The sequence below is a fragment of the Sphingomonas sp. FW306-05-A genome (genome assembly GCF_058782275.1).
Genome location: NZ_JBYSXN010000007.1, coordinates 41,462 through 51,379, shown reverse-complemented (window position 1 = coordinate 51,379; position 9,918 = coordinate 41,462). Strand labels below are relative to the sequence as shown.

Annotated in this window: 6 protein-coding genes; 2 read left to right on the top strand and 4 right to left on the bottom strand. The window is 64.6% G+C overall.

What is annotated here, in order from left to right:
* The first annotated feature begins 120 nt into the window (after positions 1-120).
* The gene (locus AC3WJR_RS20030; protein ID WP_492727371.1) at positions 121-891 is read left to right on the top strand and encodes an ABC transporter permease; all 771 of its coding nucleotides are present in this window, start codon (positions 121-123) and stop codon (positions 889-891) included.
* Between the two features lie 746 nt (positions 892-1,637).
* Positions 1,638-2,276, top strand: a complete 639-nt coding sequence (locus tag AC3WJR_RS20025) for a hypothetical protein (RefSeq protein WP_492727370.1) — start codon at positions 1,638-1,640, stop codon at positions 2,274-2,276.
* Here AC3WJR_RS20025 and AC3WJR_RS20020 read toward each other — a convergent pair.
* The 4 genes from AC3WJR_RS20020 to glf are packed head-to-tail and all read right to left on the bottom strand — an operon-like array spanning position 2,267 to position 9,906.
* Positions 2,267-4,549 (bottom strand): glycosyltransferase family 4 protein, encoded by a 2,283-nt coding sequence (locus AC3WJR_RS20020; RefSeq protein WP_492727368.1) that lies wholly within the window; start codon positions 4,547-4,549, stop codon positions 2,267-2,269. The two genes, AC3WJR_RS20025 and AC3WJR_RS20020, sit on opposite strands and share 10 nt — an antisense overlap.
* Positions 4,546-5,646 (bottom strand): zinc-dependent alcohol dehydrogenase, encoded by a 1,101-nt coding sequence (locus AC3WJR_RS20015; RefSeq protein ID WP_492727367.1) that lies wholly within the window; start codon positions 5,644-5,646, stop codon positions 4,546-4,548. The genes AC3WJR_RS20020 and AC3WJR_RS20015 overlap by 4 nt, the downstream gene beginning before the upstream one ends.
* A complete protein-coding gene (locus AC3WJR_RS20010) occupies positions 5,639-7,708 on the bottom strand; it encodes a glycosyltransferase (RefSeq protein WP_492727366.1) in 2,070 nt (689 codons plus the stop codon). The genes AC3WJR_RS20015 and AC3WJR_RS20010 overlap by 8 nt, the downstream gene beginning before the upstream one ends.
* Complete coding sequence (gene glf, locus AC3WJR_RS20005) at positions 7,705-9,906, bottom strand: UDP-galactopyranose mutase (RefSeq protein ID WP_492727378.1); 2,202 nt, start codon at positions 9,904-9,906, stop codon at positions 7,705-7,707. Before glf ends, AC3WJR_RS20010 begins: the two co-directional genes overlap by 4 nt.
* Positions 9,907-9,918: the final 12 nt, after the last annotated feature.

Here is a 9,918-nt window from a genome sequence, read left to right as displayed (position 1 = left end):
GCGGGGTGGAGCAGCCCGGTAGCTCGTCAGGCTCATAACCTGAAGGTCACAGGTTCAAATCCTGTCCCCGCAACCAATGGTATCACAAAAGCCCCTGTCCGATCGGACGGGGGCTTTTGTGTGTTTGGCGCACAAGCAGCCTCCGCAAACGAAAGCACCGGCGGCGGCTATGTCCGCCAGATCCTGGACGACGAGGCGACCGCCTTCCTTCAGCATCGGCGCAGCGTCGCGGTGCTTCCGGTGGACCTCGCGCTGCGCATGCGGTTCAATCCGACGCTGGCGCAATCCTGGTTCGGCTCGGTGATGGAGGTGATCAACAACATCACAATGCTGTCGATCGTGCTGACCGGCGCGGCGCTGATCCGCGAACGCGAACACGGTACGATCGAACATCTGCTGGTGATGCCGGTCACGCCGTTCGAGATCATGACGAGCAAGATCTGGGCGATGGGGCTGGTCGTGCTGGTCGCTTGCGCCCTGTCGCTGGTGGTGATGGTGCAGGGCGTGCTGCGGGTGCCGATCGAGGGGTCGCTCGCGCTGTTCCTGACAGGGGCTGCGCTGCACCTGTTCGCGACGACGGCGATGGGGATCTTCATGGGGACAGTGGCGCGGTCGATGGCGCAATTCGGCCTGTTGCTGATGCTCGTGCTGTTGCCGCTGCAGATGCTGTCGGGCGGAATGACCCCGCGCGAGAGCATGCCGGCGATGGTGCAGGACGTGATGCTCGCGGCACCGACCACACATTTCGTCCGGTTGGCGCAAGCGATCCTGTATCGCGGCGCGGGGATCGACGTGGTGTGGCCGCAGTTTCTGGCGTTGGGGGTGATCGGCGCGATGTTCTTTGGTGCGGCTTTGGTGCGGTTCCGCAATACGATCACGGCAATGGGTTAATACGTCTGTAAGGCATCGAGCGACGCCGACTCCCCCTGGGGCGGCGGCAATGGTGGGATTGTCAGGTGAATATCGGATCGTTCTGAACTTCGGTTCTGGTAGGCGGCCCCCATGCGGTGGAGCTTGCGATCCCACCGTTGCGCATTCGCCTAGCGACCTTGAGCGCGCGTCGCGTAGCTCTGCTCACTCAGACAATGACCGGGCGAGCTGCGTTTGGGTGACGTTTGCCGCAACCGGTCGTTTGTTCAAGAGGGTCAGGAACGCGGTGAGAGTTTATCAGGGTGGGAAGGCCGCCGGTCCGCTTTCGGGAAGCGATCGGCGTAAGCGGACGTTCGTTCAGGCAGATAGGCAGGGGGCTGTATCGTCATATGGGTGGATTATTGCCTGTCCGCTTTCGGGAGGCGAACGGCGTAAGCGAACGTTCCTTCAGGCAGCTATGCAGGGGCTGTGTAGTCATATTGGGTGGAAAGCGGCCAGTCCGCTTTCGGGTCGCGACTACAGTAAGCTGACGTTCGTTCACTTTCCGACAAGGAGACAATGTGTCTGCAACGCGCACCGGTTCGTCACCGTCGATGACGTGAAGCGAATATGTCAGGAACTGGAGCCAATCGTGCTCCTCCAAGATGCTTAATGCCAAGGACAGCCCTGAGTGAACGCGATGGCCGCCATCGACGCATTCGAGATCAAAAGCTTGAACCTCGCCTCGATTAACGGGTCGTCTAGTACCGCTAAAGTCCGCGGGTCTGATGGTCACTGTGCAGCAAATCTTAACTGCTAGGCTGAAGGCGCTTTCCGGGAGGCGATCATCGAACCTTACGCCCGGTCCGACGCTCAACGCCGAACCGCGGGGCAAGATTGCCGGTTTTAATACCAAGCTCGACCTAGTATTTATCGATACAGGTCTTCTTGGTAGCAACGCGCGATACCATGTCCGCGATGTGCCTATTCGTATCCCCGCAGTCGCCCGCAATCATGCTTCGCCGGGCACGTCGATCGTTCGCGCAGAGCGAATGTCCCCCGCATTTGTGAAATATCATCTCGATGATGGCAGGGTATTGCATCGGTTCGTTCGGCCTGAGCCGCACGCCGATCCGCATGATCATCCCTGGTCGTTCGAGACCACCATTCTGTCCGGTGGATATATCGAAGAGGTCTTCACCTTCCAGCCGGACGGTGCGTGGCGAAGCGCATTCGTTGACCGGCACCCACACTCGCGCCACTGGATCGATGCGAGTCACATTCACCGGATCGTGGCATTGCCGCTGGGAGAAAGCTGGACGCTCGTTCGTGCCGGTCCGCACGAACGCAAGACCATGTTCTGGCGCTTCGGCGACACGGTGCAGCAGCGGGCCTGGAACGCCAGACGCTGGAGCCACTATCGGTAAGCGGTCTCCGATAGGGTCGTGCTCGACGGAACCAAACCTTCGTCGAGAATGGTTTTGGCCAGCGGAGCGAACGCGATACGCTCGGTAATGTGTTCCGAACAGGCAAGCAGCCCGTTGGGGCAATAGCGGTCATCGTCCCAGCCGGGATGATCCAGAATCGGGTAGAGGCAGACCCCCTCCACGGGTACGCCGAGCGATCGGGCGATCTTCACCTCGCGCAGGATCATCCGCAACCAGTCAGGGCGAGCGCTCCCCTCGATCCCGGTTTCGGCGATGAAGATCGGGCGGCCATAGCGGGCATAGGCATCCGCGAGAATTGCGTGGAGCGGGCGACTGAGCGGATGATCGTACGGTAGCGGCGGGCCGCCATGGATCCACTGGTTGTTGTGGTAGAAGTTCACGCCGACGATATCGAGCAATGCGTCGCGGCCCCCGATCTGTGGCCAGGCCTTCCCCGCGATCATGTCCCATGCCTGATATTGCGCAAGGCGGTGGCCTTCGGCGGCGGGAGCGTCATGGGGGCGGCCCGGATCGGTAATGACGTTGATGACCGGGTCGGCGTGGACGAACCGCGCCGCCGGATCGACCACGAGGATCGCTTCCATCGCGGCGATCGAAGCGCGGGCGAGCTGCACCTTGAGCTCGTAGCCACGCCCGCGGGCAAACGGGTTGAGGTACGCCGCGTCCCCGCCGCCCCAGGCGAAGAACGAGATCTCGTTGACGGGGGCGTAAAAGCGGCGTTCGCCGGCGGCAGCGGGGCCGATATGTCGCGCCGCGGCGGCGGCGAAGGCGGCGAACCGCGTGACGAACGCCGGTGTCCAGATGTCGATGTCGTCGGGCCAGCCATAATGCAGCAGATCCCAGATGACCTCGGTTCCGGTCATCTTCGCAGCAGCAAGCTGGCGATTGAGGCTCGACCAGTCGTAGCGACCGGGTTCGCGTTCAATCAGATGCCAGCGCAAGCCGTCGCGGACGGTCAGGATGCCCAGCTTGGCGAGTTCCGCGTAGTCATGCTTGGCAAGCACGTCGTGGTGGCTTGCTGCGACCACGTCGACGCGCTTCCGGTCGTGCGCCCGTCGATGCGTCGAGCATTCGAAGCCGCCTTGCAGGAAACTCCGGAAGAGTCCTGTCGCACGGGGAAGGCGCGTACGGTCCCCCAGGAGCTCGGCGAACAGCGCTTCCCACCGCGGGACGACGGCGCCGACCGCATATTCCGCATTCACCTTCGTGCGCAGCGCGCGGCCGAGGCGGGACCTGAGCGACCGATCGTCGATCAACCGCTCGATCGCCGCGGCAACCGCCGACGGATCCTCGTGCGGAACGAACAGGCCGCTGACCTGATCGACGATCTGCTGCTCGGACCCGTTGTCGCGCGTCGCTACGACGGGCAGGCCGGCTGCACCGGCTTCGACGATGACGTGCGGCATCCCTTCGCCGCGCGACAGCCACACGAAAACGTCGAGTGCCACAAGCAGGTCGGGCACGTCGTCCCGATCGCCGATGAAACTGAGCGCTCCATCCAGTCCGAGAGACGTCGCGCGGCTGCGCAACGCGACTGCATAATCGGGGAGGAACGCGTCCGGCCCGCCAATCACAACGAAGCGTGCGGCAGGATGTCGCCGGTGCACCAGCGCCGCGGCGTCGATAAAGTCCTCGACTCGCTTCTTGGGATCGAGTCGACCGAGCCATCCGATCAACGGGACGTCGTCCGCAATCCCAAGTGTCGCACGAACGGGCATTCGGCAAGCCGGATCGAAAGCGCGGGTGTCAACCATCGACGGGATCTCGAGCGCATGATGTTCGCGGCCCGGCATATGGCTGGCAGCGGCGTTGCGGATCGATGCACAAACACCGACGTAGCGGCTGGTAAAATGCTTCGGGCCGGCAAGTGCCTCGGATACGAGGCCGCCATGTTCAATCAGCGGCGGGCGGAGATGAATTCGTTCGAGCGCAGGATAGATATCCGCAACGTTCTGGCAGGAGACGACAATGTCGTAGCCGGGAATCTTGCTGGCGAGATACGCCACGGTCTCGTCGAAGCCGAGCGCGTACGGCGTTCGGTCGACGGGAACGCCGATCGCTTCCAGTTGCGCGTGCGTCTGCTCGGGCATCCCATGCTTGCGGAAGCAGGCGACGACTTCGATCCGGTAGCGCGCGGGATCGAGCGCCTGGGCGAGCAGCCGCACCTCCGTCTCTTCGCCGCCGACGACGAGCCAGGCAAAGACGAACAGGATGCGGATCGGGGGAGCGTCGGAAATCGGTAGAGGTTTCAATCGCCGACCTTGAACACAATCTGGAGGAATTCGGGACGTTCGCCGACCAGCCGTGCGATGAACGCGGGCGCATCGTCGTAAGGCACCACGTGCGTGATCAACTGCGCCCGGATCTCGGGACCGCGCGCGAGCAAGAGCTTGACCGTCTCGTTTGCGAGCCTGCGGCGGTCCCACTGGAACCCCAGGCCGCGGGGAACGCGGTTGATCTGAGCGCACCGCAGGTTGAGCCCGTTGTGATGGAACTCCTCACCGAGCCGCAACCGGTCCGCCCCACCCTGGTAGAACGCGAGGTCGATCACCGTGCCCTGCGGCCGCAACGCCTGCATCGCGGCGTGAAGGCTCGCGGCATCGGCACGGGTCTGGAAAACGACGTCGGCACCACGATCGTCGCCACCGTGGAGCCAGCGGGCCTTGGCATGCGCCCAGGCCTGATCCTCGGTCATCGCTGTGATGCCGAGGCATTCGGCGCGAAGGCGGCGGAAGGGGGAGGGGTCGGCGATCACGACCTCGCTGGCACCGCTGCCTTGTGCGAACAGCGCGGTCAGCATGCCCACGATCCCGGCGCCGATCACCAGCACCGGACGGCCGCGGATGCCGTCGCCGAGGTTGACGACATTGGGGCCGAGCAGTTCGGCGTCCGCGTGCAATATGCCGTTGGCGGCGATCGGCCCCATCTGCCCGACATAGATGCCGAGGATGGGGTCCATCTCGGCGGGGAGTTTCGTCAGCAGGTCGTTGAAAGGGTCCGCGGTGTGGCCGGTCTTGTGCCCGAACACGGTGCCCACGACGTCGCCGTTTGCAAAATCATGGACGCGGCTGTCACTGACGCGCGCGCATTCCATGTAGCCGAGGAACGGCACCGGATAGTGCGCGCTCGGTTCGCCGGGGACGAACACGCCGCGACCCGCATCCCAGCGCGAATGAAGGTACGGGTTGCTGTTCTTGACGAACGTGAGCTCGGTGCCTGCGGAAAAGCCGGTGTACAGCAGATCGAGCCTGACCTGCCCGTCCCCCGGGGGCGCTTCGTCATAGCCGAAGAAATAGGCTTGCCCAGGGCGCTCGACGCCGAGCGAGCGGACGTGGCGCCACTCAGACATGCGCGGCCTCCCGCTCGCGCACGTCGATTGCGCGGCCTTCGCTGGCGGAGCGCTCGATCGCCAGCGCAAGGCGGAGCGTTTCGAGCGCGGCGGGGTAGGGGCAACGAATGCGGTTCTCGCCCCCGCGGACCGCATCAATGAAGTCGCGGTCCTCCAGTGCGACGGGATCGCTCTGCGTTCCGCGCACCGGACGCCCGCGACCGATGTCGATCATGACGTCACGGTCGGTGAGTTCGATCGCGAGGCCCTCGCCGAACAGGTGGAGCCCGACGCGGTGGTTCCAGTTGAGCAGGCAGGTCGAGGCGAAATTTGCGATCGCACCGCTCGCGAAGGTCAGCATCGCCGTGCTCGTCGTCGCGACATCGAGGTCGGGGAAGGCTGCACGGTCGACGTGGCCCGACTGGCCATAGACGCGGACGACATCGCCGACGAGATAGCGCGCGAGATCAACAAGATGCGTCGTCTGCTCGAGCATCTGGCCGCCCGAGGCGTCCTTGCGCCACCACCAGCGCGGCGGTGGCGTGGAATCGAGCCAATAGCCCGACAGCAGGCGCGCTGGCGTGGCCGCCAGAAGTGCCTTCACCTCGTCGACCGTATCGAGATACCGCCAGTGATAGCCGACTGCGGTGACGAGGCCGAGCCGCTCGACCGACGCAGCGACATCCTCCGCAGTGCCGAGATCGAGCGCGACGGGTTTCTCGACGAAGAACGGAAGCCGGTGGTCGATCGCGAGGCGTTCCGGTTCGCCGTGAGCGAAGGGGGGCACGCAGATGTAGAGCGCATCGAGCTCGACCGATGCGAGCATCGCGGCGGCGTCGTCGAACGCGCGCGCCCCGAACCGGGCAGCCGCCTCGGTCGCACGCGCCATGTCGACATCGGCGACTGCGACGATCGCGACGTCGTCGAACTGTTCGAGTACGCCGAAATGCCGGTGCGCGATGCCGCCCGCGCCGATGAACCCGATCCGTGTACGCTCCACACTGTCTCCTTCTTTTGTTTCTGTCTGGTCTTGCACGCCGGCGTAGACCGCGCGTGTCTCGGCGATCATCCGGTCCGCCGAGAACTGCGCCTGCTGGCGTTCGATCGCCGCGGTCCCGATCGTCGCGAGCGCGTCGCGATCGGCAAGCATCGAGACAATCGCGTCGGCAAAGCTGGCCGGGTCGGCAGCGGTCAGGCGGCCGGTGACCCCGTCCTCGATCGCTTCGGCATTGCCCGGCGCAACGGTCGCCACGACGGGAAGACCGGCGGCCATCGCCTCGAGCGCGACCAGCGGCAAGCCCTCGAACGCGGAAGGGAGGACCAACAGGTCCGCCAGCGTCATCAGGTCTGCGACGTCGCTGCGGTTGCCAAGCATCCGTACGCTGCCGGCAAGGCCCCTTGCGGATACACTGCGGGCAGTGGGGATCAGCAGAGGACCGTCACCCGCCAACAGCACGATCACATCCGGGTACACGGCGCGCACTGCCGGAAGCGCGGCGAGCAGCAGCGCATGGCCCTTCTGCTCGGCAAAACGCCCGACCATCAGGAGCACGGGGGCATCGCCGACGGCCCATTCGCCGCGCAGCACCGCCCGCGATCGGGAGGGCTGGTGCGGCATGACACCGTTGTGGATCGTGTCGATCAGAACCGGGTCCACGCCGGCGGCGCGGTGGGTGTCCCGGACGGCGTCCGAAACACAGATCAGCCGCGCGAGCATGGAAGCAGACTCCCGGTGTTCGTCGCGTTGTGCAGGATCGGTAAGGAGATAGGGAAGGTGTTCCGTCCGGATCACCGGCACGCCGACCGCGTGCGCCGCGCGAACCGCAGCGTGCCCTTCCCAGCCGATACCGGCGTGGACATGGACGATATCGGGCCGTGCCCGGCGAAACCAGTGCGCAAGGCCCGGATCATCGTCAAGCGCCTTGACGGCGAAGCCCGCGGCGGCGGCCCGCTCGAGCAGACCGCTACCGGGTCGAGCGGCAACGACGATGTCGTCCGCGGGCAACCCCTCGGCAAGTGCCATCATGTGCGCGCCGACGCCGGACGGAGCGAGGCTGTCGGTCAGCAGACAGATGCGGGTCATTCGGCGGCCAGAACCGGAGCGGCAGGAGCAGCGACCTTGGCCGCCATCCGACGATAGGTCGCGAGCGCCTGACCAACGACCTGGTCCATGTTATAATACCGATACGTCGCCAGCCGTCCCACGAACGTCACCCCCGCTTCCGCATCGGCGAGCGCCTCGTAACGTTTGAACAGCGCCTGATTCTCCGGACGTGGGATGGGATAATACGGGTCACCTTCCGCGCTGGGGAATTCATAGCTGATGCTGGTTTTCGCGTGGAGCTGACCGGTCAGGTGCTTGTATTCGGTGATCCGCGTCTGCGGCACGGTCTCGTCGGGATAGTTTACGACCGCAACCGGCTGGAACTGCGCGACGTCGTGTGTTTCGTGACGGAACTGCAGGCTGCGATACGGCAGCTTGCCAAAACGAAAGTCGAAATACTCGTCGATCGGTCCGGTGAAGACGATGTGGCCAACGTCGACGCGCTCGATAACGTCTCGATACTCGACGCCCAGGTCGAGCGTGATCCCGGGATGATCGAGCATCGCCTCGAACATCCGGGTGTAGCCGTTGGCGGGCATTGCCTGGAAGGTGTCCGTGAAATAGCGGTCGTCGGTCGAGGTGCGCGTCGGTACGCGCGCGGTGACGGTGCGGTCGAGCTCCGACGGATCGAGACCCCATTGCTTGCGCGTATAGCCCTGGAAGAACGTCTCGTAGAGATCGCGCCCGACCGCAGCGACGACGACGTCCTCGGAGGTGCGGATCTCGCCGACCGGTTCGGCCCGGCTGGCAAGGAAAGCCGCCGCCGCCGCGTCGTCCTCGAGCGACAGGCCGTACAGTGCGTTGAGCGTCGTGCGGTTGATCGGCATCGGTACGAACTTGTCATCGACGCTCGCCAGGACGCGATGTTCGTACGGTCGCCATGCGGTGAAGCGCGAGAGATAGTCGAACACGTCGGCGGAATTGGTGTGGAAGATGTGCGGTCCGTAGCGGTGGATCAGCACGCCCGCCTCGTCATGCTCGTCATAGGCGTTGCCGCCGATATGCGGGCGGCGGTCGACGACCAGCACGCGCTGTCCGCTGTCCGCGGCGAGCCGCTCTGCAAGGACCGCACCGGCAAAACCGGCACCGACGACTAATGTGTCGTAGCGTTCGCGCTTCACGCTGGGTTGGTAGGATCGTTTGGTGCGCAGGACGCGGTCGATTTCGTTTGCCATTGCGGTTTGGGTCCGGTCCCAGGATTGCGTTGCGAGCAGTCGATCGGCGTCGTCGCGCCACGTGCCTTCGCGTGGAAGAGCCAGGGCCTCGGCGCACGCCTCTACGAACGCGAGGGCGTCAGCCGCAATCGCGACCGCCGCGACGTCGCCGTAGTGGCGGATCACATCGACGATCGGGGTGGAGACGACAGGCAACCCGCCGGCAAGATATTCGGGCGTCTTGGTCGGGCTGATGAACCGCGTCGCGGCGTTGATTGCGAACGGCATCAGCGCGACGTTCCACCCCGACAGATATGCGGGAAGCTCGCCATAATGGCGCGAACCCAGCCAGTGGATGTTCGGACGGCGCGGCAGATGCGCCGGATCGATCTTCACGACCGGGCCAATCATCACGAACGACCAGTCGGGGCGGGCGTCGGCGACCGCGTCGATCAGCGCCAAGTCGATGCGTTCGTCGATCACGCCGAAGAAACCGAGCTTCGGGCCACCGATGCCTCGCTGATCTTCGGGTTCGACAGCGCCCGTACGGGCTTGCCCAAAATGCGCGACATCGACTGCCGAGGGGAATGCGTGGACGTTGCGGTGTCGGTCGCGCTTGGCCTCGTACAGACTGTAGCCACCGGTAAAGACGAGGTCCGCTCGTGCAAGCAACCGCGCTTCGCACTCGAGGAGGGCAGGGTCGGCGAAGCGGAACGCGGACAGTTCGTCCATGCAATCGTAGACGACCGCCGCAGCTTCGAGATGCTCGGCGAACGGCATCATCATCGGCGTGTAGAACCAGAGCAGTGGCTTCGTGCGAACGCTCGTCCTGACGAACATGTCGAGCAACTCGCGCAACCCTGCCTCAACCTGGTCTGGGTTCCACCAGTGCGGCAGGCGCGGTCGGAGCGTGACGATGCGGTCCGCCGGAAACGGATGATGTTCGAGATACGGCAGCGGGTGATCGCATGGGATGTGTTCTTCCCAGAAGAACACGGTCTGCTTCTGCGCGAACCGCTTCATCAGGTGCTGCGG

What these genes read in the sequence shown, in the direction of transcription:
- AC3WJR_RS20015 (WP_492727367.1), bottom strand. Translation starts at nt 5,646, where the DNA reads ATGTCTGAGTGGCGCCACGTCCGCTCGCTCGGCGTCGAGCGCCCTGGG.
- glf (WP_492727378.1), bottom strand. Translation starts at nt 9,906, where the DNA reads ATGAAGCGGTTCGCGCAGAAGCAGACCGTGTTCTTCTGGGAAGAACAC.
- AC3WJR_RS20025 (WP_492727370.1), top strand. Translation starts at nt 1,638, where the DNA reads ATGGTCACTGTGCAGCAAATCTTAACTGCTAGGCTGAAGGCGCTTTCC.
- AC3WJR_RS20010 (WP_492727366.1), bottom strand. Translation starts at nt 7,708, where the DNA reads ATGACCCGCATCTGTCTGCTGACCGACAGCCTCGCTCCGTCCGGCGTC.